Annotated in this window: 20 protein-coding genes; 12 read left to right on the top strand and 8 right to left on the bottom strand. The window is 45.7% G+C overall.

The features are described from left to right. Positions 1-161 precede the first annotated feature (161 nt). From pspA to FJ444_RS14555, 8 genes are all read left to right on the top strand, one after another. Positions 162-830, top strand: coding sequence for a phage shock protein PspA (pspA, locus tag FJ444_RS14590; protein WP_140959391.1), 669 nt, complete (start codon positions 162-164; stop codon positions 828-830). A 65-nt stretch (positions 831-895) separates the two neighbouring features. Further along, positions 896-1,099: a PspC domain-containing protein gene (locus FJ444_RS14585; RefSeq protein WP_140959389.1), complete on the top strand. Its 204-nt coding sequence runs from the start codon at positions 896-898 to the stop codon at positions 1,097-1,099. Next, entirely contained in the window at positions 1,099-1,428 is a 330-nt protein-coding gene (locus FJ444_RS14580; protein ID WP_140959387.1) for a hypothetical protein, read from the top strand. Before FJ444_RS14585 ends, FJ444_RS14580 begins: the two co-directional genes overlap by 1 nt. Positions 1,429-1,574: 146 nt before the next feature. Then, entirely contained in the window at positions 1,575-2,579 is a 1,005-nt protein-coding gene (locus FJ444_RS14575; protein ID WP_140959385.1) for a DUF2333 family protein, read from the top strand. 3 nt (positions 2,580-2,582) lie between these two features. Continuing rightward, positions 2,583-3,341 (top strand): TIGR04219 family outer membrane beta-barrel protein, encoded by a 759-nt coding sequence (locus tag FJ444_RS14570; protein ID WP_140959383.1) that lies wholly within the window; start codon positions 2,583-2,585, stop codon positions 3,339-3,341. Between the two features lie 90 nt (positions 3,342-3,431). After that, on the top strand, positions 3,432-5,258 hold the full coding sequence (locus FJ444_RS14565; RefSeq protein WP_140959381.1) for an assimilatory sulfite reductase (NADPH) flavoprotein subunit: 1,827 nt from the start codon (positions 3,432-3,434) through the stop codon (positions 5,256-5,258). After that, the gene (gene cysI, locus FJ444_RS14560) at positions 5,258-6,970 is read left to right on the top strand and encodes an assimilatory sulfite reductase (NADPH) hemoprotein subunit (protein ID WP_140959380.1); all 1,713 of its coding nucleotides are present in this window, start codon (positions 5,258-5,260) and stop codon (positions 6,968-6,970) included. The genes FJ444_RS14565 and cysI overlap by 1 nt, the downstream gene beginning before the upstream one ends. After that, complete coding sequence (locus FJ444_RS14555) at positions 6,963-7,712, top strand: phosphoadenylyl-sulfate reductase (RefSeq protein WP_140959378.1); 750 nt, start codon at positions 6,963-6,965, stop codon at positions 7,710-7,712. Before cysI ends, FJ444_RS14555 begins: the two co-directional genes overlap by 8 nt. A 29-nt stretch (positions 7,713-7,741) precedes the next feature. Here FJ444_RS14555 and FJ444_RS14550 read toward each other — a convergent pair whose 3' ends face one another. After that, positions 7,742-8,644, bottom strand: coding sequence for a TIGR03899 family protein (locus FJ444_RS14550; protein ID WP_140959376.1), 903 nt, complete (start codon positions 8,642-8,644; stop codon positions 7,742-7,744). Positions 8,645-8,772: 128 nt separating this feature from the next. Here FJ444_RS14550 and FJ444_RS14545 point away from each other — a divergent pair, with 128 nt between their 5' ends. Beyond that, entirely contained in the window at positions 8,773-11,013 is a 2,241-nt protein-coding gene (locus tag FJ444_RS14545) for an EAL domain-containing protein (protein WP_140959374.1), read from the top strand. Positions 11,014-11,020: 7 nt separating this feature from the next. Here the strand turns inward: FJ444_RS14545 and FJ444_RS14540 are convergent, their stop codons facing one another. After that, positions 11,021-11,620, bottom strand: coding sequence for a uracil-DNA glycosylase family protein (locus FJ444_RS14540; protein WP_140959372.1), 600 nt, complete (start codon positions 11,618-11,620; stop codon positions 11,021-11,023). A gap of 87 nt (positions 11,621-11,707) precedes the next feature. Between FJ444_RS14540 and FJ444_RS14535 the strand changes: the two genes are divergently transcribed. Next, on the top strand, positions 11,708-12,022 hold the full coding sequence (locus FJ444_RS14535) for a pyridine nucleotide transhydrogenase (protein WP_140959370.1): 315 nt from the start codon (positions 11,708-11,710) through the stop codon (positions 12,020-12,022). A 121-nt stretch (positions 12,023-12,143) separates the two neighbouring features. Here the strand turns inward: FJ444_RS14535 and sthA are convergent, their stop codons facing one another. From sthA to FJ444_RS14515, 4 genes are all read right to left on the bottom strand, one after another. Continuing rightward, positions 12,144-13,568 carry a Si-specific NAD(P)(+) transhydrogenase gene (gene sthA, locus FJ444_RS14530; protein ID WP_140959368.1) on the bottom strand — a complete coding sequence of 475 codons (1,425 nt, stop codon included), beginning with the start codon at positions 13,566-13,568 and terminating at the stop codon, positions 12,144-12,146. A gap of 165 nt (positions 13,569-13,733) precedes the next feature. Next, complete coding sequence (locus FJ444_RS14525) at positions 13,734-15,524, bottom strand: sensor histidine kinase (protein WP_181405180.1); 1,791 nt, start codon at positions 15,522-15,524, stop codon at positions 13,734-13,736. Between the two features lie 59 nt (positions 15,525-15,583). After that, positions 15,584-17,830 (bottom strand): EAL domain-containing protein, encoded by a 2,247-nt coding sequence (locus tag FJ444_RS14520; protein ID WP_140959364.1) that lies wholly within the window; start codon positions 17,828-17,830, stop codon positions 15,584-15,586. 250 nt (positions 17,831-18,080) lie between these two features. Then, complete coding sequence (locus FJ444_RS14515) at positions 18,081-19,208, bottom strand: fatty acid desaturase (protein ID WP_140959362.1); 1,128 nt, start codon at positions 19,206-19,208, stop codon at positions 18,081-18,083. A 106-nt stretch (positions 19,209-19,314) separates the two neighbouring features. Between FJ444_RS14515 and fabR the strand changes: the two genes are divergently transcribed. After that, positions 19,315-19,923 (top strand): HTH-type transcriptional repressor FabR, encoded by a 609-nt coding sequence (fabR, locus tag FJ444_RS14510; protein WP_140959614.1) that lies wholly within the window; start codon positions 19,315-19,317, stop codon positions 19,921-19,923. A gap of 15 nt (positions 19,924-19,938) precedes the next feature. Here the strand turns inward: fabR and trmA are convergent, their stop codons facing one another. After that, positions 19,939-21,030: a tRNA (uridine(54)-C5)-methyltransferase TrmA gene (gene trmA, locus FJ444_RS14505; RefSeq protein ID WP_181405179.1), complete on the bottom strand. Its 1,092-nt coding sequence runs from the start codon at positions 21,028-21,030 to the stop codon at positions 19,939-19,941. Positions 21,031-21,206: 176 nt separating this feature from the next. Here trmA and FJ444_RS14500 point away from each other — a divergent pair, with 176 nt between their 5' ends. After that, on the top strand, positions 21,207-22,457 hold the full coding sequence (locus FJ444_RS14500; protein ID WP_140959358.1) for a DUF5610 domain-containing protein: 1,251 nt from the start codon (positions 21,207-21,209) through the stop codon (positions 22,455-22,457). Positions 22,458-22,530: 73 nt separating this feature from the next. On the opposite strand, the gene FJ444_RS14495 is transcribed toward FJ444_RS14500, so the two are convergent. Next, a complete protein-coding gene (locus FJ444_RS14495) occupies positions 22,531-22,974 on the bottom strand; it encodes an RNA recognition motif domain-containing protein (RefSeq protein WP_370298058.1) in 444 nt (147 codons plus the stop codon). Between the last annotated feature and the right edge of the window lie 355 nt (positions 22,975-23,329).

Below are 23,329 nucleotides of genomic sequence, written 5' to 3'. Positions count from 1 at the left end.
TTGACTAAACAATGTAGTTAATCTGATTGAGTAACTATGCCAATATCAAAACAATAAATAAAATGCTATTGAAATCAATTGTTTAAAAGTTGGCACGTGAATTGTAATCTCTATAGCAAGCGTTAGTAAATTTTGAATGAAAGCAAACTGGAGGCAACACCATGGGAATGTTCACAAGAATTAATGACATCATCCAATCAAACATTAATGCACTGCTGGATAAAGCGGAAGATCCAGAAAAAATGATTCGCCTGATTATTCAGGAAATGCAAGAAACGCTGGTGGAAATCCGTAGTTTAGCTGCGAAGCACCTGGCAGAGCAAAAGACGCTGAATCGCCAGTTGGAAGCGCTGGATAAACAAGCTCAGCACTGGCAGGAAAATGCTGAATTAGCAGTAAGCAAAGGCAAGGATGATTTAGCTCGCGCAGCCTTGGTTGAGAAACAGAGCATTGAAGCGAAAAAAGCCGCACTGGAAGCACAACTGACTCACCTCGACGAGATCCTGGTGTCAGTACAGGACGACACGGCTCGTTTGAATGAAAAACTCAACGAAGCCAAAGCTAAACAGAAATCGTTGTTGATGCGCCGTGAATCTGCCGTTGTGCGTATGCAGGCAAAACAGGCAACACACAGCGACAAAATGGAAGGTGTTATGGCCCGTTTTGAACACTATGAACAGCGCGTAGACGAGCTGGAAGCGAAAGTGGATGCCTATGATTTAACTGCATCTGAGCCGAAGCGTTCTCTGCAAGCTGAAATTGATGCACTGAAAAGAGATGAAGATATCGAAAAAGCACTAGCTGAGCTGAAAGCCAAGAAAGTAGCTTAACGCCCGATATCCGGTCCGGCGGCTTGCCGGGCCAACACCCTGACAAATTACTGAGGATGTAAGCCATGAAAACGATTTATGACAACGACAGAGTTACCCGGGACCTTAACCGCGCCGTGATTTCAGGTGTGTGTGCAGGCGTAGCGCGTTATTTCAGCGTAGACCCGGTTTGGGTTCGCGCAGGCGCTGCACTGGGACTGATTTTCGTGCCAATGATTACGTTACCGGCTTACATCGCAGCCGTTGTATTGTTGCCACGGAGGTCGTAATGAAAAACCTGATCATCGCGGTACTCATCGCAGTGTTGTTGAGTAAACTGTTAGGCGGTATAGCTGCTGAATGTTTCGATTTGCACTTAGTGATGGGCGACGACTTAATAAGTGGTTCATTGGAGTGGATTATTATGGCTGGTGTATGTGTTTTGTTGATTGTGGTGGGCTTTATTGTTGCAATGAGTATTGCTGCCGCTATTGGTATAGCCGTTGTGGCAACATTGGGTGCACTGGTGTTTGCTGGCGTAGGTGTATTTTGGCCAGTATTGCTTATAATTGGTGTAGTCATGTTGCTGGGGCGAAATAAAAACCCGGTAGCACATTAAAAGCTGAAATAACGCGAAATGCCATAACCTGGTTATTATCGCGAAGCATTTTACATTAAAGGCGTGAAGCAATAGCATAGGCGCCCAGTTTTTTAAAAGAGGCAGATACTGCCTCTTTGATTTTCCGGCAGCAAATAAGGATTTTTATGAAACAGTATCTCAATGCAAAGTCCGTTGGCTTTAGCGCAATCATCCTCATTGTTGTTTTCTGGCTGATAGGTATGTACTGGAGTTTTGAGCCGTCGACCTTTAATGTGAGAGCCAATGCTAAAGCGCAATTCGATGCTACCAACACCAGCGGTGTGCCAGCAGATGTACCAGGGTATACCGTTACTGCCACTATGATTACGGTAGCTGGCACGCTGATGGACAAACCGGGCGGCTATTTATCTAATGATGTAACTCCCCCTTCGGTTTTCCTCGACAACATCGCAAGCTGGGAATTCGGCGCACTTGAAATGGTGCGTGATATGGCGTTGTCTATGCGTAAGGATTTCAGTCGGTCGCAATCCCAATCACTGGAAAATCCACAGTTAATTAAGGCGCAACCAAAATTCAATATCGACAATCGCAGTTGGCTGTTTCCTTCTGCTGAATCACAATATAAGGAAGCGATTGAGTTTCTTGCCGATTACCGTGATGACCTTGCCGATCCGGATCAGGGAGATGGGCAGTTCTATACCCGTGCTGATAATCTGCGTGAGTGGTTAAAGCAGGTAGAAAAGCGCTTAGGAAGTATGTCACAACGTTTAAGTGCCAGTGTTGGCAGCGAGCGTGTCAATACTGATTTGGCCGGTGACTCTGCAGCATCTAACTCCACACCTCGCCCCAGTGCCATGCTAACCAAAACCAGCTGGTGGCAACTTGACAACGAATTTTATGAAGCGCGCGGCGCAACTTGGGCACTTTTGCATTTGTTAAAAGCCGTTGAAGTAGATTTTGCTGACGTGCTGGAGAAGAAGAACGCCTTGGTTAGTTTGCGTCAGATAATCAGAGAGTTAGAAGCGACTCAGCAAACTATTTGGAGCCCGATGATTTTAAATGGCAGCGGATTTGGTATGTTAGCCAATCACTCGTTAGTAATGGCAAACTATATTTCTCGTGCAAATGCGGCCATAATTGAGCTGTCTGAATTACTCAATCAAGGATAAACGATGAAAAAACGTGTATTAGCCGCTGCGATGGGAAGCCTGTTGTTAGCGCCGTTTGCCAAAGCAGATACATTGCTGGGCATTTATGCCGGTGCTCAGGGCTGGAATACTTCTACTTCCGGTGGGTTTTCTGAAAGCTCGACAGGGAACGCAACTTTTAATTTTGACGACGAAACGAATACCTCGTTTTACATTGCGCTGGAACATTTTGTTCCGCTGGTACCTAATATCAAACTGAACTACACCAGCTTAGACAGCAAAGGTGCTACTGATCTTCAGGCGTCGTTTGAATTTGATGGCAACACCTATGATGCGAATACTAACCTGCTGACAGAAACCAACATCGATACCACTGATATCATTTTGTATTATGAAATTTTTGACAACGATTTGGTGAGCTTCGACATCGGTCTGAATGGTAAATACATCGACGGTACCTTATTTGTAGAAGACGCGGATAGTGGCGAAAATGGTGAAGTATCGTTTAAAGGGATCATCCCAATGGCTTACAGTCGCGTGCAGGTTGGTTTGCCGTTCACCGGCTTGTCTGCTTATGCTGAGGGTAGTTATTTAGCGTTTGACGATCACAAGGTGAGCGACTTTCAGGTTGCGGTAACTTACTCATTTGTTGAAAACCTGGCAATTGATATGACATTGCAGGTTGGCTATCGCGATATTACCGTTGACATTGAAGACCTCGACAATGTGTACGCCGATTTAGGTTACGATGGTGTATTTGCCGGCCTGGAAATTCACTTCTAGTCCATTCAGTAATAAAAAAGCTAATTTTATTCTTTCCAGTTATCAGAAAAACTCATTAGCCTTGTAGCATGCAAATAAGGCTAATGAGTTATGTCAGCAAATTCTAATCAAATTAACGGCGCACCCGGGCCGATTATCAGTGAGCCGCAATGGAACGCCATTACGCAGGCTATTGCCGGGTTAAACGCACAGCAGTTGAGCTGGGTAAGTGGTTATCTGGCCGGTTTGGCCGCGTCTGGTCAGGCATTGCCTCAGGCTGCAACTGCCATCGCAGGTGCTCAGGCTGCTGGTGATGCGCCAGTATTAACCATTCTGTACGGTTCGCAAACGGGCAATGCCAAAGGTGTTGCGCAAACATTGCAGGCCAAAGTGGAAGCGGCTGGCATTACCAGCAAGCTGTTAAGTATGGCCGATTACAAACCGCGCCAAATCAAAGCAGAAACCCATTTGGCGATTGTGGCCAGTACTCATGGTGAGGGTGAGCCGCCTGATGATGCCATTGAATTACATGAATTCGTCGGCAGCAAAAAAGCGCCTAAGAATCCTGGCCTCAAATACGCAGTGCTGTCTTTAGGCGACTCCAGTTATGAGTTCTTCTGTCAGACCGGTAAAGATTTCGATGAGCGCCTGGCTAGCCTGGGTGGCAAAGCCGTTGTGCCACGCGTGGATTGCGATGTTGATTACGAAAATGAAGCGCAAGCCTGGTGTGAGAAACTGATTGAATCGCTGAAGGGTGATTTTGCGGGTAGCAATACGGCCGTTGCTGTGCAGCAGGGCAGTGCAGTGCAAGCGGTTGCAGCGCAAACTTACACGAAGAAAGCCCCTTATACTGCAACATTGCTCACGTCGCAGAAGATTACTGGTCGTGATTCGGTAAAAGATATCCGTCATATTGAAATTAGCCTGGAAGATTCAGGTATTCAGTATCAGGCCGGTGATGCACTGGGTGTATGGTTTAAGAACGACAGTGCGTTAGTTGAAGAACTGATCGGCTTAATTGAAGCCAATGCCGATGACAGCGTAGAAGTAGACGGTCAGTCGCTGACGCTGGCAGATGCGTTAATGAGTAAACTTGAACTAACGCTAAGCTATCCCGGATTTATTAAAGCCTATCAGGAAGCCACAGGCTCTGAAGCCCTGGCAGCATTGTTGGAAGATAAAGCGGCGTTGCGTGAATACCTGGCCGACAGACAAATTGCCGATATCGTTCGCGATTATCCGGCAGCGGTTGCTGCGCAAGCTTTTGTGAATGCATGTCGCCCAATTACACCGCGCCTGTATTCGATTGCGTCGAGTCAGTCTGAAGTAGAAGACGAAGTACACCTGACCATTGCACACGTTGATTACGACGCGTTTGGTAAACGTCATCAGGGTGGCGCGTCTGGTTATTTGTGTGAGCGTCTGGAAGAAGGCGGTGAAGTAGAAGTATTCGTTGAACCAAACGATAACTTCCGCTTGCCAGCTAACCCGGATACACCAGTGATCATGATTGGTCCGGGTACCGGTATTGCGCCTTTCCGTTCATTTATGCAGGAGCGCGATGCTCAAGGTGCAGAAGGTAAAAACTGGTTGTTCTTCGGCAATCCGAACTTCACCCAGGACTTCCTGTATCAGGTGGAGTGGCAGGCATATGTGAAGAGCGGATTGTTGAGCCGCATCAGTCTGGCTTTCTCACGCGATCAGGCCGAGAAAATTTATGTTCAGCAACGTTTGCTGGAAGAAGGTAAAGACGTGTTTGCCTGGCTTGAAGAGGGCGCGCACGTTTATGTGTGTGGCGATGCAAACCGCATGGCGAAAGATGTTGAAAACGCTCTGCTGGACATCATTAAAACCCACGGTAACAAAGATGAGTCAGATGCCAAAGCGTACTTATTGGCTCTGCGTAAAGCAAAACGATATCAGAAGGATGTCTATTAATGAGCGATTCTAAGTCTCCTTTTATTGTAGAAGGCAAACTGGCCGACAACGAGCGTTTGAAAGCCCAAAGCCGTCATTTACGCGGAACTATTGAAGCTGACCTGAAAGATCCTTTAACAGGTGGTTTTAATGGCGACAACTTCCAGTTAATACGTTTCCACGGTATGTACCAACAGGACGATCGTGATATTCGCGCAGAACGCGCAAAACAAAAACTGGAGCCATTGCACAATGTCATGCTGCGCGCCCGTTTGCCGGGCGGGATTATCAAGCCTGAACAATGGCTGGTTATCGACAAGTTCGCTGAAGAGCACACAATGTATGGCAGCATTCGTTTAACTACGCGTCAGACATTCCAGTTCCATGGTGTATTGAAGCCGCATATTAAATTGATGCACCAAACGCTGAACAAAGCGGGGATTGACTCCATTGCTACGGCCGGTGACGTAAACCGAAACGTACTGTGTACCTCTAATCCAATTGAATCTCAGGTTCATCAGCAGGCCTATGATTGGGCGCGTAAGATAAGTGAGCACTTACTGCCTAAGACCCGTGCATATGCTGAGATTTGGTTGGACGGTGAGCGTTTGGAAACCACTGATCAAGAGCCAATTCTGGGCGACACTTACTTACCTCGTAAGTTTAAAACAACGGTTGTGATCCCCCCGCAAAACGACGTGGACGTACACGCAAACGATTTGAACTTTGTGGCAATTGCTGAAAACGGCGAACTGGTAGGTTTCAACGTACTGGTTGGTGGTGGTCTGGCAATGACGCACGGGGATAAAACAACGTATCCACGTAAAGCAGATGACTTTGGTTTTATTCCTTTAGAGCACACTCTGGCCGTAGCTGAAGCGGTAGTAACCACACAGCGTGACTGGGGTAACCGCGTCAATCGTAAAAACGCGAAAACCAAATATACCCTTGAGCGTGTGGGTGTAGATAACTTCCGCAAAGAAGTTGAAAAGCGTGCGGGTGTTGAATTTGCGCCGAGCCGTGCGTATGAGTTTACCAGCCGTGGCGACCGCATTGGTTGGGTTGAAGGTATCGACGGAAAATTCCACTTAACGCTGTTCATTGAGAACGGTCGTATTCTGGATTATCCGGGTAAAACACTGAAAACGGGCTGTCGTGAAATCGCCAAAATTCACCAGGGCGACATGCGAATGACAGCCAACCAGAACCTGATCATTGCAGGTGTACCCGCTGATCAGAAAGACGCAATTGAAGCACTGGCGCGCGAGCACGGTCTTATTCAACCGGATATTACCCCTCAGCGTATGGATTCCATGGCGTGTGTGGCATTGCCAACGTGTCCGTTGGCGATGGCAGAAGCCGAGCGATTCCTGCCGGGTGCAGTGGATCAACTTGATACCCTGATGGCCAAGCATGGATTAAGTAACGACAGCGTGATCTTCCGTGTAACCGGCTGCCCGAACGGCTGTGGCCGCGCTATGTTGGCGGAAGTGGGTCTGGTAGGTAAAGGACCGGGTCGATACAACCTGCATCTTGGTGGTAACCGCGAAGGTACGCGCATTCCGCGTATGTACAAGGAAAACATTACTGAACAGGAAATTCTCGACATCCTCGACGATCTGTTAGGCCAGTGGGCCGCAAACCGTCAGACTGGCGAAGCGTTTGGTGATTATGTTGTACGCGCTGACATCATTAAACCCGTGGTAAATTCTGCTCAGGATTTTTATGACTGAACACGAACTCAGCCAGATTAGTCAGCCACTCAGCCTGGATATTTCCACGGCTGACCTGGTTGAAATTAATCAGGCACTGGAAAAAATGGATGCATCAGGCCGGATCCGTTGGGCAATGGCCAACTTACCGGGTGAGCAGATTGTGTCGTCGAGTTTCGGCGCACAATCTGCGGTTATGTTGCATTTGCTTACCAAGGAAAGGCCTGATATTCCGGTTGTACTTACCGATACGGGCTATTTGTTTCCGGAAACCTACCAGTTTGTTGATGAACTGACAGAAAAGCTCAATCTGAATTTAAAAGTGTACAGTGCCGGTATCTCGCCTGCCTGGCAAGAAGCCCGCTTTGGTCGCTTGTGGGAAAAAGGCATCGAAGGTATTGAGCAGTACAACAAAATGAATAAAGTTGAGCCCATGCAGCGCGCATTGAAAGAACTCAATGTAGGTACCTGGTATGCCGGGTTACGCCGCAGTCAGGCCGATACACGTCAGCGCCTACCCGTGCTTCAAAAAGCGGGCAAGCAGTTTAAGTTGTATCCCATTATTGATTGGTCTAATAAAGACTTACATTACTATTTAAAAGACAATGGCCTGTCGTATCACCCATTGTGGGAACAAGGCTATGTGTCGATTGGAGACTGGCATACCACTCAGTCGCTACAAGAAGGCATGAGCGAACAGGATACCCGTTTCTTTGGGTTGAAGCGCGAATGCGGTCTTCACGAATTTGGTGACGGTATTTAATCGTCACCTTCTTTTCTGATTGGCTGTTGTTATCGGGTTACTGAAAAATAACGGCCAAATACCTGCTGAATTTCATTCACGAAACTCTCTGACTCATTGCGCGGAATTAATCTGGACAGTTCGGCCCCTACAGACGTAAATCGATAGTAGGTAAGCCAAAGACTGGGTTTGTTTGGCGTAAGTTGTACACTCGATTTGGAAAATTTTAGTGTTTGTGTGCTGCCTTTTGCCAGCAGTCCGGTTTCCATTTCGCTTGCATACACCAGTTTCATATTACTCAATGCCAAAATATCGGTAAAAGACAAGCCGTGCTGGGCGAGCACAAAAGTGCCGCTTGTTCCGGGTGTAAGTAAACTCAATAAACCGGGTTTATTGTGAAAGCCAGACAGTATAATTGGCGTTGAATCCTGGTTGCGCTTACAGGCAAGCTGGCAGGCACGGCTGAACAGTTCGGCATCACGCTGCGTGAGTTTAGTGAGTGTTTCCAGTGTTCTTAACGAAAAGCTCCCAGGGCGCTGTACCTCCACAGCCAGAATTTTTCCCCACAACTCTTGCATGGCGGGTGAAAATATATGCTCAGCCATATCGGCAAATGCATGAAACCAGTCGGGGTCAAGCTGCTCGGTGCTGCTCTCGGAATACGAAACCCCTAAGGCAATCGACATTATGCTTTTTAGGTTGTTTAGCCGGTTTTGCTCTTTTAAGCGTCTGAAGTTGGCAATTTCATGAGGTTCAAATCCCCGAATGTCCAAAACATGAGGTGTAACTCCAATTTGTGCAAACCAATGAGTAATGCGCTGCTGGAGCGCAGAAGTTGAGGTGCCAGCTGATTGCGCCTTTTTGCGTTCAGTCGATTGAGGCGCGTTAACGCTGGGTTTATTCGGCGATATTCCCTGAGCTAAATGGGGTGGTGCATTTGAAGGTATTTTCATCTATTTGAGCACTAAAAAGTGGCGCAGATATGTATATCTGTATTACTTTAGTGTAAAGCGAGATTGCTTTGCAAATTCGCTTTTAGGCGGTAGGATGGGGTTAATGTGTATGAGATGCCAAAGTACTGATGTCAGCGGAATACGATAACGACGAGCTGGTTTTCCTGGATGAAGACAGTCACCAGGAGCTCGATGATAAAAATAAGCGGCAGTGGAATATTCTTATTGTTGATGACGATGAAGAAATTCACACTGTTACCAAACTTGCCCTGTCTGGCCTGGTTGTTCATGAACGCTCTCTGAATTTTCTTCACGCTAGTTCTGGCAAGCAAGCCAAATCGATGCTGGATGAACATGGGCGAGATATCGCTATTCTTCTGCTTGACGTAGTAATGGAAACCGACGACGCGGGGTTAACCGTAGTTGAGTACCTGCGTGAAACGCTGAAGTTACACGAACCACGTATTATTCTGCGCACCGGTCAGCCAGGATTTGCACCCGAAGAGCAGATCATAAAGACCTACGACATTAACGATTATAAAATGAAAACCGAACTGACTCGGGCCAAGTTGCTCACGACGGTCATTTCGTCTATTCGTTCTTATCAGCAAATTCTTACTATTAATCAAAGCCGCCTTGGTTTGCAGAAAATCATCCATTCATCTGCAAACTTATTAGAAGAGCACTCCGTTAAAGGCTTCTGCGAAGGAATAGTGACACAGATCAGTTCGCTGATTGGTCTGGAGGCTGAAGGGATAGTGTGTGCCAGAGCCGGTTCAGTGCTGGATCGTGACGACGACGGCGTCTACGTTTTGGGTGCTGCTGGCGACTACGCCCAGTTCATCAACGAACGAATAGAAGAGCTCCACAACGATTTAATTGTGCACAATGTATCTCGTTGCCTGCAATCCAAAGCGCATATTTTCGACGATGGCGTATCTATTCTGTACCTCAATAGCTCGGGTTTTGAAGCCGCTGTCTATTTAAACTTGTCTCACAGCATCAGTGATCTCGATAAACAGCTACTGGAAGTTTTTTTAAGCAGTATTTCAGTGGGCTATGAAAATGTGTACCTGTTCCACGAGTTAAGAAATGCTGCTTTCAGAGACTGGCTGACACGGCTGCCGAATCGAAATGAATTTATTAAAATTCTGGATACCCATTCGCATGGTGGTGCAGGAAAAGGGTTGTGCGCTGCGTTAGTGGATGTTAATCAATTCTCTGATATCAACGACGGACTTGGTCAGGAAACAGGCAACGAGTTACTAAAAGCGGTAGCAAACCGTTTAAATGAGAGCTTTGGCAGTGATGTCCACAAAGGGCGCATTGCAGCTGACATATTCGGCTTATTAGGGCCTGCTGATGTGGTAACACCAGAGAAGATCACGGCAGCATTTCAACAATCCTTTACCGCAGATGACCACACTATTCCCCTTAATGTAACAATCGGGTTGTGTGAACTGGATGACAATAAAAAAGTACCGGGCGTTGACCTGTTAAAGCGAACTAATATCGCCCTGAATCGTGCAAAAAAAATACCCACTACTAATTTTGAGTATTTCGCACCTGAAATTGAAGAGCAAACGACCTGGCGTTTGCATTTGATTCGTCGATTGCGTACCGATTTTGCTAACCGTAAACTGGAACTCTGGTGTCAGCCTCAAATTGAACTGGCAAGCGAAAAAATAGTCGGTATGGAAGGACTGTTGCGCTGGCCGGATGGCAGCGGTGGTTACATTTCGCCTGCTGAGTTTGTACCTTTGGCAGAGTATTCAGGGTTGATTGTTGACATTGGCCACTGGGTATTGGAAGAGTCGTGCCGACGCTTGCAGGAGCTCAAGAAATTAGGTTATCCGCACTTACGCGTTGCCGTTAACGTATCTATTCCTCAGTTCCGGGATCCCGATTTTGTGGATAAAGTGAAGCGGTTGCTCACAGAGTACGCGCTGCCACCTAGCTTACTGGAGTTGGAGATCACCGAGAGCGTGGTAATGGACGAGCCGCAAATCGTTATCGATGCATTAACCGATTTGAAAGAGTTTGGTGTCACCATAGCCATTGACGATTTTGGCACTGGCTTCTCGTCAATGAGTTATTTACAAAAGTTGCCGTTACACCGTTTAAAGGTGGATCGTTCGTTTGTAAAAGACATTGGTGTTGGTGAATCTGCATTAATTGCAGAAACCATTGTAACACTCGGCAATAAATTGGGCTTGGTTACGATCGCCGAAGGCATTGAAAAGCGCGAACAAGCGAATCACATGATCAAATTAGGCTGTGACGAAGCACAGGGATATTTGTTTGGTAGGCCAATGCCGTTTAATCAGTTAATCGACTTCCTCGCCGATCACGACGCCAGTCACGCTTAGCATTTATTTAATTTAAAATACGAGCGAGCTTATTCCGAACAGCGCTGATTTGACTATTCAGCGCTACCTGATTTTGTTTTAGCCAACGATTGTTTCGTCCGGACGGATGAGGAAACACAAAGGTGTTGTCCGCCGCTGAGCTATTATTAATCGCGTCGGTAATAGAGGCAAATTGCGGCTGATAATAATGCTGTGCATATCTACCCACTAAAATGGTAAGCTCAGGACGAAGCAACGCCCGAATCTTTGCGTGCCAGGCCGGTGCACATTCTGGTCTCGGCGGTGCGTCGCCAGCGTGTTTCTTACCCGGATAGCAAAACCCCATTGGCATAATGGCAAAGTATTCAGCATTGTAGAACTGCTCGCGCGACACATTTAGCCAGTCTCTTAAACGGTCGCCGCTTGGGTCATTCCAGGGCTTATTACTGTTATGCGCAATCAGGCCTGGGGCTTGCCCAATAATGAGTATACGAGCGTTGGGATGGAGTTGAATAACAGGCCGAGGCGGTAGTGGCAAGTTGGACTGGCATAGGGTGCATTGTTGAATACTTGCCAGGGTATGATGGAATGTACCTAAGTATATTTTATTATTCGCATTGGTTGTCATAAAGCTGTAACAAAAGTATGTTCTTTAATTGATCAATCGCCAGTATTGCAGTAGTATGAATTTATCGTTAATTACTGGAGAAGTCCCATGCGTAAATTATTAGTAGCTTCTGTGTTGGCCGCAAGTGCTTTCACGGCTAACGCTGAGGCAGGTAACGATAAAGCTTTTGCTTGCATGGATGCCAAAACGTTCGAAATTAACAGCAGCTGCATGGTTGATACCATAAGTAACAACGTGCAATTTAAAGCCGCTCAACAATCTATCGTTGAGGTAGCCAACGCAAACTCGGCAGAGTACGCCATTGCCACAATGACGTTTGACGCTAAAAAAATGACAATTGATATCGTCGCTCACCGGGATGCATTGCTAGTAAAAAATACACTAGCACAGCCGAATCGCTAATTGCTTAAGGCATTGTAAACAGAAAACCGGAGCTTTGTTCCGGTTTTTTTGTTTTCAGCTGTATAGCAGGTGATTATCAGTACGGTTATAACGATAATCACCTTGCCTATCAGTCTGTTTGTCAGTCAGAAAATACCCTGTTTAACCCGTTGAGAGCAGCAACCCGATACGCTTCGGCCATAGTGGGGTAGTTAAAGGTTGTGTTTACAAAATACTCTATGGTGTTACCACCACCTTCCTGCTGCATAATTGCCTGCCCGATGTGCACAATTTCAGAAGCGCGTTCACCAAAGCAATGAATACCCAGCACTTCCTTCGTTTCCCGGTGGAACAAGATTTTTAGACTGCCAACCTGGGTTGAAGCAATTTGTGCTCGCGCAAGGTGTTTAAACTGAGCGCGACCTACTTCATATGGTACTTTCATTTGCGTTAATTCTTGTTCTGTTTTACCCACAGAACTGATTTCAGGGATGGTGTAAATGCCGGTAGGGATATCATCAACTAACTTCGCATTTGCGTTGCCACTTAGCATGGCTTCCGCAGCAAAGCGTCCCTGATTATAGGCAGCTGAAGCCAGACTGGGATAACCAATTACATCACCAACGGCATAGATGTTTTCTACTTCGGTCTGGTAGTTGCCATTAACTTTAAGCAAGCCGCGGGAATCTGCTTTTAACCCCACGTTTTTAAGGTTAAGCATGTCGGTATTACCAGTGCGGCCGTTAGCAAACAGCAAACAGTCTGCGCGCATACGTTTGCCAGAGTCCAAATTCAGGATCACGCAGTCGTCTCTGCCTTCAACTGAGCTGTAGGATTCGGTATGACGAATTACTACGCCGTTGTTCCACAGGTGATAACTCAATGCGTCAGAGATTTCTGCGTCTAAAAATGACAGCAAACGATCGCGCATGTTAACCAAATCTACTTTTACGCCCAGACCTCTGAATATCGAGGCGTATTCCGTACCGATTACACCAGCACCATAAATGATAACGGTTTTAGGTTCGTGATCCAGATTTAAAATGGTGTCGGAGTTATAAATTCGCGGGTGAGTGAAGTCGATATCTTTAGGGCAGTATGGACGCGAGCCGGTAGCGATGGCGATTTTTTCACCAGTAATGATTTCCTTTGAATTGTCGGCGCGCAAAATTTCGACCGTATGTTGATCGATAAAGCTGGCTTCGCCGTGAATAAGTGTAACGCGGTTGCGGTCATAAAACGATGAACGCAAACGGGTTTGCTTGCGGATCACGCCACTCGCGTGCTGCATAATGTCTGAGAATGTCAGATTGCGCGATACGTGGTTGTCTGCGAATAACGGCGTAGAATTGTATTCAATCAAGCGGCTTACCGAGTGACGCAGGGCTTTTGATGGAATGGTACCCCAATGCGTGCAACCTCCACCTACGGCGCTGTACTTTTCAATAACCGCAACACGTTTACCGGCTTTTGCGAGCTGCATTGCCGTGCCTTCACCACCCGGGCCGGTGCCAATAACAATTGCGTCAAACTGAAATTTAGGTTTTGCGGTCTTCTTGGTTGTCATGATCGTGCGCTGCGCTCGCTGAAGTGTTGAATTTCATTTATGGATGTTTTTCCATATTAGCCAAAAATAGCTGATATGTTTAGGGTTTTATTGGTAACGAAAGGTCTTATGTCAGGAAAGGTATGTAAAATCTAAATCCCAGACTATTCGTTGGTTCAAACCTGATTATTCGTTCTGCGGTTGCGGAAACACTAAAGTGAACTGCGTACCGCCTTCGGTTGAATCAGTTAACTTGATGTCGCCTTTAAACGCCTGATACATCCATGCTTTTGCCATATGCAACCCCAAACCCGTATGTTGCTTATGGCGTTTGCTGGTGATGAAAGGATCAAAAATCGTTGATTGAAGGGAAGGAGGGATGCCTGCACCATTGTCGGTTACCCGTACTTCTACGTGTGTGTTCTTTTGAGTGGCTACTATGGCAATCTTGTTAGCAGTACTAGCGCCAAAGGCATGATCCATCGCGTTCGTAATCAATATTTGGATTATCTGAGAAAAAGCGCCCGCGTCTCCCTGTATATTCATATTTTCCGGAATATGTACTTCCAGCGTGACGTGATGTTGTTTGAATAGGCCCGCCATACTTTGTTTGAGAATGTTAATTGTGTCTAGCACATTAAACGTTGAATTGTCGTCTTTAGCGCGTTCAAAAGATAGGCGCTTGAAACTCTTCACCAGATTAATCGCGCGTTGATTATTGCTGTCGGCCAGTAAAATTACTTTTTCAGACTGGCTGATAAAATGCTCAAACTGCGCTTTGGTTAGCCCATTTTTTGCTCGTTCAGATAGCGTATCCAGCAAGGATTTTAAATTAGAAAGGGCCATTCGCGTGGCGCCAACCGGCGTATTAAGCTCATGTGCAAGCCCGGCTACCATGATGCTTAACGACGATAGCTTCTGTGATTCGGCCAATTCGCTTATAAGCAAATTCTGTTGTGCTAACGCTGTTTTTAGTGAGTCTCTTTCATTTTTGAGTGCTTTGCTCAGGCCTTTTAATCGTTGGAAATGTTTAACGTACAAAATAAGCACAATTAGCCCAAAGGCACACAGAACGAATGACATTGCGAATGCGTACTTCATCGCCTTTAATTTCAAACCTGGTAGCAAGTCATCTTTGCTTTTTGCCAACAAATAGATTTCCTGCATACCTCCGACTTCATGATGAGAGGATTTGATGCGTTGTGCCGTAATAATATGATTGCCTATTGTCTGGCTTGGAACACTGTCCTGGGTAGACAATTGATGCCATAAATGTGGTACTTCCAACACAATATTTGCCGGCGGCGTACTTAGATCGATGGTCCATTCTTTATCCGGGTTAGGGTGCAGTATCCATTTTGATGTACCTGCTCCCACAAGTAGGTAACTCGTTGCCGTATTCAGTGTATTCAGATTGTCAAGTAGCGGTCTTAAGTCGAAGTTTATTACCAGGATGCCCGTGCCAAGTTCGGCCTGTGTTGCCTTGGTGACGGCCCTCACAGTAGGATAAAACGGGCGTTGTACTACGCCATTTTCAACGTTTAAGTCTATCTGGGTGATAAATATTTCGTCCGGTACCAATGAAATGCCGGCAGTGAAATAATATCGGGATGCTTTATTTTGTAGTGCCGATTCATCAACCTCCACCAGCGTACCGTCGTGTGTTAATTCGAGTCTGACAATTTCATTTCCCTGTAAGTCCAGCCAGCGCACTTGAAGTAATTCCGGATACACCTTAAAAAGTGTTTTAAATGCATGCGAAATAACACGTTTGCTTGGCTGAAGCAGTTCCAGTTCATGTTTAAACAGGCGCATAACCGTTTCAATTTCGCTAATTTTTCGATTGATCAGCACAGAGGCTGCATCAATCTGAGAGCGCTGCGTTATTTGAATGGGCTGCTTGAATGTCGATAGCCGGTCGGTATAGGTAAGAAAGCCGATAATGCCTGCAACACAAATGACAAACAGAACCCACACGAAGCTCCATATGTTTCGTAAAATTCCCTGCTGCTCAAGTTTTGCCAGTTCCATATAACTCAGCAGGGGGGATGCGAGCTTAACCAATCCAGTAATACTGGTATTGGCATAGGTTTGGCGTACAGATACCCTTGCGCAAAGCGAAAATCATTCTCAAGTAACAACGTTTCTTGTTCTTTGGTTTCTACGCCTTCTGCAATTACGTCGAAATTAAAGCGATGTGCTACACGCACAATCATCTGAATAACATGCAGGGCATTCTCGTGATCCCCGTTAGTGAGGTCTTGGACAAACTGGCGGTCAACTTTTACGGTAGTGGCAACCAGGTTGGTGAGTTGCGACAACGATGAGTAACCGGTACCAAAATCGTCAATACTTACTTTGATCCCCAAACTTATAAATTTAGACAAGATGGGGTTGAGTACGCGGTAATCACGGGTAGCCTGGCTTTCAGTGACTTCAATTTCCAGCAAGGATGGGTTCACTTGCTTTGTATCAATGTAGGCTTCAATTGTGCGGTAAATGGCAGGATGCGAAACATCATTGTTTGCAAGGTTGAAAGACACAGGCAACCGATAACCGGCTGATTGAATACGCTGGATTGCTTCAATTGTCATTCCCAGCACCATTTCAGACAATTCAAGGCTCATGCCAGAGGCTTCTGCAATGGGAATAAAATCATTTGGAGGACACATCGAGCCGTCTTGTCTTTGCCATCTTAGCAGCGCTTCAAAACCCACAGGTTTACCGTTGGTCATGTCGATTTTAGGTTGAAGAGCTAAGTGAAAACCGCTCCTGGCGGAAATTGCGCCTTTTAGTTCAGACAGGATATTCATGCGGTTGGTGAGACCTTGCAGCATTTTGGTATCAAACTGTAGAACATGCAGATTTCTGAACCGCGCTTTATTCAACGCTAAATTGGCAACAATGGCGATTTGATGAATAGACAACGACGGTAAATCACTGAAATGCAGAATACCTACCTGAATTTGCTGCTGAATGTCTACTTTGTCGAGCACTAAAGGTAGCCCTCTGAATTGCTCAATTTCGTAAATTTTGGGAACCTGTTGTTTGGAGAATACAGCGCCAATGGTGTCATCATCCCAACTTGCCATGAGTATTGCTGCGGGGAACTGTTTCTTAAGCGAGATCACCAAGGCTTTGCGAATATCGTTGGCGTAGTCGTTACCCACCATCATTTCGATGGCATCCTGATTCTGCAATCTAAATAATAGAAGTGAGCAGTCACTTCTCTGTGACTCGCTTAACTGTTTGATTTCCCGAATGAGCCAGTTGCGATTGTGTATGCCAAAATTCTCGTCCAAATAGGCAAGCTTGCTGAGTCGGTCCATGAGTGCCTGGTTTACAAATCCGCTGCTGATGTTTTCTGCAAATACCTGCAGCAGGGTCAGATGGCTTTCGTCCAGATTATGTGGAGAATCGATGACCATTAAGTAGCGTTGATGATCGAATTGACTGGTATCAAAAAGCAGCACGGATATATTTTTATCGAAAACGTGTTGTTGGGTTTTAATACAGTTGGTTACCGCGAGTTGAATTGACGAGAGCTTGTCGCCGGAATAAAGCGAAAAGATATGTTCTAGCTCGGCATTAATTAATGGCCGAAAATGCTGACTAGCAGCCACTATGGGGGATTTAGTGATGTTTTTACACTGGTCATCTGTAAGAACGCACACTATCCCTCCCGAGTTGGGAATATTAATCACATGCGCGATTTCTTCCAGTACCGTATGGGCAAAAGCATCGATATCCTGTTTTGCCGTTAACGCTCTGGATGCATCCACTATCATTTGTAACCCACGGCGGGCGGCATACAGCTCATGCGACATTTGCCAGGTACGTAAGTTACTGATCACAACACTAAGTAATTTCTCTGTATTCAGGTCCGCTTTATTCCAGTATTCTGCAATGTCATAATCCTGCATGGCGTCCTGGCGCGGATTAATGCCGGGTTGACCCGTCAGCAGCACGATACGTACAAGTGAATCGCCTAGGATGTTGCGGACGGTATCGATTAGAAACAACCCTGCATCATCAGTTTCCATGATGATATCTAACAGAATCAGGCTAATATCCCTCTGCTTAGACAGAATGGTGGCAGCTTGTGCTGCTGAGCTAGCCCTGATTAACTCGATTCCTTTACCCATGAATGAAAGATCAGACAGGGCCATGGCCAGTACGTCCTGATAGGATTGGTCATCTTCTACACTCAGCACCTTCCACTTGTCTTCGGTGGAAATAAACGCTTCGCATTGTGATTCAGAAAATTCAAACAGTTCATTCATACAAGCATTCCAGCTTAGAGTTTAGCGGAAACACTGAAATCCAGTTGTTTTACAAACTGGTTGGCGTGTTACGCGGACAAGCGCATATATCCATATGCTGTGGGGAATAGCCAAACCTTAAAAAACAACACGGTTCTTTGTGTCTTCTTATACTAAAGTGTTAACTATTTCGACGAAAATTCAAGTTTGGGGTAAAAAAAAGCGGCAACATCCGTAAACATGTTGCCGCTCATTCGAATCAATGAAAGGATTAAGCGAACTGGACTTCGAGCTGCGACAGTTTCAGCCACTTTTCCTTTTGCAGAATGAGTGACTGCTTAAGCTCTTTGTATTTAAAATCGAGCTCCAGACGTTCCATGCTGCGTATCAGGTGCTTTTTGCGCAAGTTCATAATACGCTTTTTCGTGGTGTAGTAGTCCGTCATTTTCTGAAGCAACAGATCGTACTCTTTTTGAAGTGTTTGCATCACTTCTTCTGCGTTTGGCAATTTGGATACTTTCTGGCTGGCGCGTTTTAACTGCATGGCTGCCCGGGCTTTTTCGATTCGCTCTTCAGGGCATGTGCGCAGATTGCTTGTTAAACCTAAAAAAGACAAGCCTTTGATCAGCCATTTTGTTGGGTCAAACTGATACCAGCGAATACCATTGCGGTAATCATATTCAAAAATATGGTGAAAATTATGGTAACCCTCACCAAAGGTGAAAAACGCTAAAATGCCGTTATCGCGCGCACTGTTTGAGTCGGTGTAAGGCTGACTCCCCCAGTAATGGGCAAGCGAGTTTATAAAAAACGTTACATGGTGCACTGCAACCAAGCGGAATACGCCGGCCAGTAAAATCATGCTGAACACATCGCCATTTAACCAGCCTAACAAGCCGGTTAAACCAAAATTAGCAACAAGCACAATGGCTAGGTAATGATTGTGTTGCCACATTACTACCTTGTCTTTCTGCAAATCCTTACAATTGCTGTAATCGTCGTAGCGATGAGCCTGATACTCTCGCAGCATCCAGCCAATATGCGAAAACCACAGACCTTTGCCCGCTGAATACGGGTCTTTGTCGTCTTCGTCTACATGACGATGGTGAATCCGGTGATCTGATGACCAGTGTAAAATACTGTTTTGCAGCGCCATTGCGCCACCTATAGCCAGTATGACTTTTACAGCAGGGTGCGCATCGTAGGTTTTATGCGACCATAAGCGGTGATAACCCGCAGTGATCGACATGCCCGTTGCATAAAACAACACGAGAGTGGTAATAATTTCAGTGGTGTCAAATCCCTGCGTTACTGCCCAAATGGGCACACCAACAAACGCGATGAGTCCGGTGATAATAAACACCAGGACATTGGTGATAATTAAACGTGGCTTTTTCATAAGATACAACTCAGCTTACAACTGTACGCTAATTTAGCTTTAAATCGCGTGTTTCGCAAGGAAAATAGGGGTAATATTAGCCTTAAGAATGAAGAGAGGACTGCTGTTGAGTCGCCAGGAACAGAAACAAAAAACACGCCAAAGTATAATAGATGCGGCATTTCAACTGCTTAACGAAAACCGTACCTTGTCTGCGATCAGCCTGCGTGAAGTTGCCCGCGAGGCGGGTATTGCACCTACGTCGTTTTATCGCCATTTTAAGGATATGGACGAATTAGGGCTGACACTGGTGGACGAGGCTGGATTAGCATTGCGGCAACTAATGCGACAGGCGCGACGTCGCATAGCCTCTGGTGGCGGCGTAATCGACACTTCGGTTGACACCTTTATGGAGTTCATTACGGCGAACAGCAACGTATTCCGACTTTTATTGCGCGAACATACCGGAACTTCTGCTGCTTACCGTTTAGCCGTATCCCGTGAAATTCAGCACTTTACCGATGAATTAAGTGATTACATTATTGAACAGTTGAAGATACCGCACGACATCGCCGTATTGCAGGCCGAGTCCATGGTCAGACTGGTATTTAGCGCCGGTGCAGATGCACTGGAGGCCGACGCTATATTAAAAGCAGCCATCAGTCAGCGAGTTAAAAAGCAATTGCGTTTTATTCAACTAGGAAGTTTAGCATTCTGGCAGAAATTGCCCGATTAAACGGGCAGTTTCAGATTACTTTCTTTGTAAAAATACCCCGGATTCCATGTGCTCAGTAAACGGGAACTGGTCAAACAGTGCTGCGCGTTTTACTTCATGGGTTTTGGTTAATTCCGCCAGGTTATCAACCAGTGTGTGCGGATTGCACGATATATAAAGGATGTTTTCAAACTGGCTGATCATCGCCAGCGTATCCGGATCTAAGCCCGCTCTGGGTGGGTCTACTAATACCGTTGAAAAACGCTTACTGGCTAAATCAATGCCTTTAAGGCGCTCAAATTCCCTTTTACCTTCCATTGCCTGAACAAACTCTTCACTCGACAAACGCGCAATTTGTACATTATCGATATTGTTAACGGCAATATTATACTGAGCGGCATCTACAGAAGGTTTGGCAATCTCGGTACCAACAACAGAGTCAAACTCACCCGCTAACGGTATTGAGAAGTTACCCGCACCACAATACAACTCAAGCAAGTCGCCCGACAAAGGCTTTGATTGCGCAATCGCCCATTCAAGCATTTTGCAGTTCACTTGTGCATTGGGTTGCGTAAAGCTGTTTTCGATATGCTTGAACTGGTAGGTTTTACCGTTAACCGGCAGAGACTCAATGATGAAGTCATTGCCAATAATCATTTTCTGTTTACGCGCCCGGCCGATAATACTCACATTGAATGTCTTGCTCAGTTCATCGCGTAATGTATTTGCGGCTTCTTCCCAGGTACTATCCAACTGACGGTGATATAGCAAACTGATAACACATTGCCCGGAAAGTCCGCTCAGATAATCTATCTGGAAAAGCTTCTTGCGCAGAACATCAGAAGGCGAAACTAATTCCAATAAGCGTGTCATCAACTTGTTGATGGTTACACAAGCCGGTGGAAACTGATCAACCCGATACTTTTCCTTTGAAGTCTGGTCAAACATGATGTGATAGAGATCATCGCCGTCGTGCCACACGCGAAATTCAGCGCGCATCCTATAGTGTTGCGGAGTAGAGGCGTATACATCCAGGATATTACCGTAATAAGGGGCCAGCAATGCCGACAACGCATTGGCTTTGTTGTCGAGTTGTGTCTGATAGTCTGTCTGCATGTTTACCTGCATAGTCTGATTTACCCCCTACAATTAAAGAGCGGCATTGTAGAGTGTTTTGGCAAAACGTCCACTTTACTGCTTATTGTGCTCCATGTGAGATTAAAAAATAGCCAATTTTGATGCGCTATACTAAATAAACGCAAGTTCCCGCCGATAACCTCAGTGAGGTGAGAGAGGGTTTTATTATGACAGTTGATACAATACCAGCTGTAAGTAGCGATCCTGGGAAAGTTGAGAGTCCCAGAACCAGCTTAAACAAGCAGCTTCAGCAAGAGGGCTTGCGCCAGGCGCGTGAGTTTCAGCAATCCACGCAGTCTGTTCAGTTAAGCGTGTCTCAAACAGCGGTGTCCAATAAGGTGATGGTAACCTCAATGGAACAGAATGTGGTTGTGGACGAACGACGTTTTGACAACAGCCAGTACTCAGGTACGGCATCGGATTCGTCTAAGTCCATGTTTGATTTTGAGACAGTTGCAAACAACGTACTTAAATTCGTTGGTGGTGTAGTGCGCGGGGCAGCCAAAGGCGGTGCAGACGACGAAACGTTAACCGACCTCATAGGACAAGCGCGTTCTGGTGTTGCCAAAGGCATAGCGATGGCACAAAAGGATTTGGCAGGCCTGATGAATTCAACGATTTCCCAGGGTATCGAAAAAAGTCGTGATGCGATAGGCAAAGGCATTAACGAACTGGAAGATGAAGTGCTTGGGGGCAGCGACACCGCTTCAGGTGTGATGGCTCAGCAATTGTTTTCGCAAAACATGAACGCCGAGCAGGCCGGGCTGGTGATCAGAACCCGCGATGGAGACGAAGTGTCGCTGTATTTCGGGCAGGCTCGTCAACTAAGTTACAATTCGTCCTATACCTATAACGCTGGTACAAATAGCGGCACCGGCAATGGAACAGCGCCAGCAGCCAGTACGGTAAGCTACAGCCAATCATTGCAGTACACCGAGTATCGAGGGATTAGCTTTGCTGTTAAAGGTGAGCTGGATGAAGGTGAGTTGACGGCGATCAGCGATTTATTAAAGCAAATAACAGATGTAAGCCGCTCGTTTTTTGATGGCGACATTGAGTCTGCTTTTAACAAGGCGTTGGAACTGGGCTTCGACGAAAAAGAACTGGCAGGCTTTTCGTTGCAGCTGGACCGCAAACAGGTAAGCGAGAAAATAGCGGCCTATCAGCAAAACGAAAGTGAGCAAAATAATAAAGATGAGCTAAAGAAAAAGCTGGAGCCACTAAAAGCCTATGTTGAACAATTGAAGTCGATGCAGGATCTGTTGGATAAGACTCTGCAAGCTGGCACCGATTACTCAAAAGTTGTGAATGGTGTTATCAACCAAATGACCGATGTACACGTACCGGATGTGGTATCGGCGATCAATCGATTCCATCTGTACAATAATAAGCTGTCAGGCGATGTAACAGAAAACTAAGAAGTGTCAGCTAACTAAAAGAGAAGCCCCCAAAGTTGGGGGCTTCTTTATATGTAAAAACTAATTCGGTAGATTAGCCGGGTATCTTATCCTTCGCAGGGCGAACTTTTAGTGTTCTATCCTGAAATACCGAATCATTGAACTGACCGATAATGGCGTCTATATCGCCATCAACAACTTCAATGAATCCATATCCCTTTCGCTTTCCGGTTTTCTTATCTTTCATTAAACGGACAGACTGCACCCGAATATGATTTTCAAAGTAGGCCTTAACGGCGTCTTCATTCGCCTTATATGGCAGGTTGCCTACATACAGAGTAGAGACGTTGTCATCCAATTCTATTTCTATGTCTGTAGAAGAAGTAGCGGTATTACCATTTGACATTAAAGAAGCTATCCATGGCGTAACAATACCGCTGATTAACAATGAACCCGCAACCACTGCAGGCGTATACGCATCTAACGGAAACTGATGAGTGAAAAAGAAACCGACAAATGCCAGAACGAGACTGATCAAAACACATTGCATTAAGCTGACTTTCATAATGCTACCTTAATAATATTGTTATAGAGAATAGGTTTGCGCTGGAAATTTTACTCATTTATAACAAAATGAACAATATTAGTTCACAAATTCATTCTGCTGATGCATAAATAAACGGGAATTGTTGTGAAAATAAGCGTTTAAAAAGAATTTCAATAAAAACGCCTTAAAATTACAAATAAGTGTTGACGCATTGTCTCAGCAATGTAGAATGCGCCCCACTTCAACGGGGAACGCCGTAAAGCAACTTTCCGGCATAAAGCGAAAGCCTTATGTGAAGCGGTGTACAGCGAAACGCTTGAGAAAATAAATTTCAAAAAGTGGTTGA

This window comes from Aestuariibacter sp. GS-14 (assembly GCF_006494365.1).
GTDB lineage: Bacteria > Pseudomonadota > Gammaproteobacteria > Enterobacterales > Alteromonadaceae > Alteromonas > Alteromonas mangrovi.
Note: the sequence above shows the minus strand (reverse complement) of the source record. Positions and strands in the feature narration are given on the sequence as shown.

What these genes read in the sequence shown, in the direction of transcription:
- pspA (WP_140959391.1), top strand. Translation starts at nt 162, where the DNA reads ATGGGAATGTTCACAAGAATTAATGACATCATCCAATCAAACATTAAT.
- FJ444_RS14585 (WP_140959389.1), top strand. Translation starts at nt 896, where the DNA reads ATGAAAACGATTTATGACAACGACAGAGTTACCCGGGACCTTAACCGC.
- FJ444_RS14580 (WP_140959387.1), top strand. Translation starts at nt 1,099, where the DNA reads ATGAAAAACCTGATCATCGCGGTACTCATCGCAGTGTTGTTGAGTAAA.
- FJ444_RS14575 (WP_140959385.1), top strand. Translation starts at nt 1,575, where the DNA reads ATGAAACAGTATCTCAATGCAAAGTCCGTTGGCTTTAGCGCAATCATC.
- FJ444_RS14570 (WP_140959383.1), top strand. Translation starts at nt 2,583, where the DNA reads ATGAAAAAACGTGTATTAGCCGCTGCGATGGGAAGCCTGTTGTTAGCG.
- FJ444_RS14565 (WP_140959381.1), top strand. Translation starts at nt 3,432, where the DNA reads ATGTCAGCAAATTCTAATCAAATTAACGGCGCACCCGGGCCGATTATC.
- cysI (WP_140959380.1), top strand. Translation starts at nt 5,258, where the DNA reads ATGAGCGATTCTAAGTCTCCTTTTATTGTAGAAGGCAAACTGGCCGAC.
- FJ444_RS14555 (WP_140959378.1), top strand. Translation starts at nt 6,963, where the DNA reads ATGACTGAACACGAACTCAGCCAGATTAGTCAGCCACTCAGCCTGGAT.
- FJ444_RS14550 (WP_140959376.1), bottom strand. Translation starts at nt 8,644, where the DNA reads ATGAAAATACCTTCAAATGCACCACCCCATTTAGCTCAGGGAATATCG.
- FJ444_RS14545 (WP_140959374.1), top strand. Translation starts at nt 8,773, where the DNA reads ATGTCAGCGGAATACGATAACGACGAGCTGGTTTTCCTGGATGAAGAC.
- FJ444_RS14540 (WP_140959372.1), bottom strand. Translation starts at nt 11,620, where the DNA reads ATGACAACCAATGCGAATAATAAAATATACTTAGGTACATTCCATCAT.
- FJ444_RS14535 (WP_140959370.1), top strand. Translation starts at nt 11,708, where the DNA reads ATGCGTAAATTATTAGTAGCTTCTGTGTTGGCCGCAAGTGCTTTCACG.
- sthA (WP_140959368.1), bottom strand. Translation starts at nt 13,568, where the DNA reads ATGACAACCAAGAAGACCGCAAAACCTAAATTTCAGTTTGACGCAATT.
- FJ444_RS14520 (WP_140959364.1), bottom strand. Translation starts at nt 17,830, where the DNA reads ATGAATGAACTGTTTGAATTTTCTGAATCACAATGCGAAGCGTTTATT.
- FJ444_RS14515 (WP_140959362.1), bottom strand. Translation starts at nt 19,208, where the DNA reads ATGAAAAAGCCACGTTTAATTATCACCAATGTCCTGGTGTTTATTATC.
- trmA (WP_181405179.1), bottom strand. Translation starts at nt 21,030, where the DNA reads ATGCAGGTAAACATGCAGACAGACTATCAGACACAACTCGACAACAAA.
- FJ444_RS14500 (WP_140959358.1), top strand. Translation starts at nt 21,207, where the DNA reads ATGACAGTTGATACAATACCAGCTGTAAGTAGCGATCCTGGGAAAGTT.